Annotated in this window: 1 protein-coding gene; it reads right to left on the bottom strand. The window is 66.5% G+C overall.

From position 1 onward, the window contains the following. Nucleotides 1-648 (bottom strand): condensation domain-containing protein (locus ACTWQF_RS36775; RefSeq protein WP_443284127.1); only part of this gene is annotated, 648 nt, incomplete at both ends.

Genomic DNA, 648 nt, shown 5'->3' with positions numbered 1-648 from the left:
GCACCCGCGCAAAACGGTTCGCCCGCGCATTCACCTCCCCGAACGACAACCGCGAACCCCCACACACCACAGCCACCGCACCCGGCGACCGCCCAACCCACTCCTCGAACAACCCCACCAACGACACGCCAGACTCACCGTCAGTCGACGGCACATGACGCTCAGCCAGCCACGCACGCTCCTCCACCGACAACACATCCACCACACCCACCCGCAACAACGGATCCGCCACCAGGGCCCGCAGCACCTGCACCAAACGGGCGGCGAGCGACTCCACGGCGGCCTGGTCGAAGAGGTGCTGCTGGTACTGGAACGTCAGGCGCAGGTGGGGGTCGGCCGTGGCCAGGAGGGTGAGCGGGTAATGGGTGGTCGTCATCGGGCGGATGCCGCTGATCGAGATGCCGGCTTCCGTGTTGGCGTCGTCCAGTCCGGCGCGGTCGATTGGGTAGGACTCGAAGACGACGAGAGTGTCGAAGAGGCTCGACAAGCCTGTGCTCTGCTGGATCTCGGCCAGGCCCAGATAGTGGTGGTCGAGGAGTCCGGCTTGGTGTTCCTGGGTGCGCTGGAGTACGTCGGCGAGGGTGTCGCCCGCGTCATACCGCACCCGGACCGGCAGGGTGTTGATGAACAGGCCCACCATCGAGTCCA

Origin of the sequence: Streptomyces sp. 8N114, from assembly GCF_052245835.1 — a bacterium.
Taxonomy (GTDB): Bacteria; Actinomycetota; Actinomycetes; order Streptomycetales; family Streptomycetaceae; genus Streptomyces.
The sequence above is the reverse complement of the archived record's forward strand: the minus strand, read 5'-3'. Positions and strand labels throughout refer to the sequence as shown.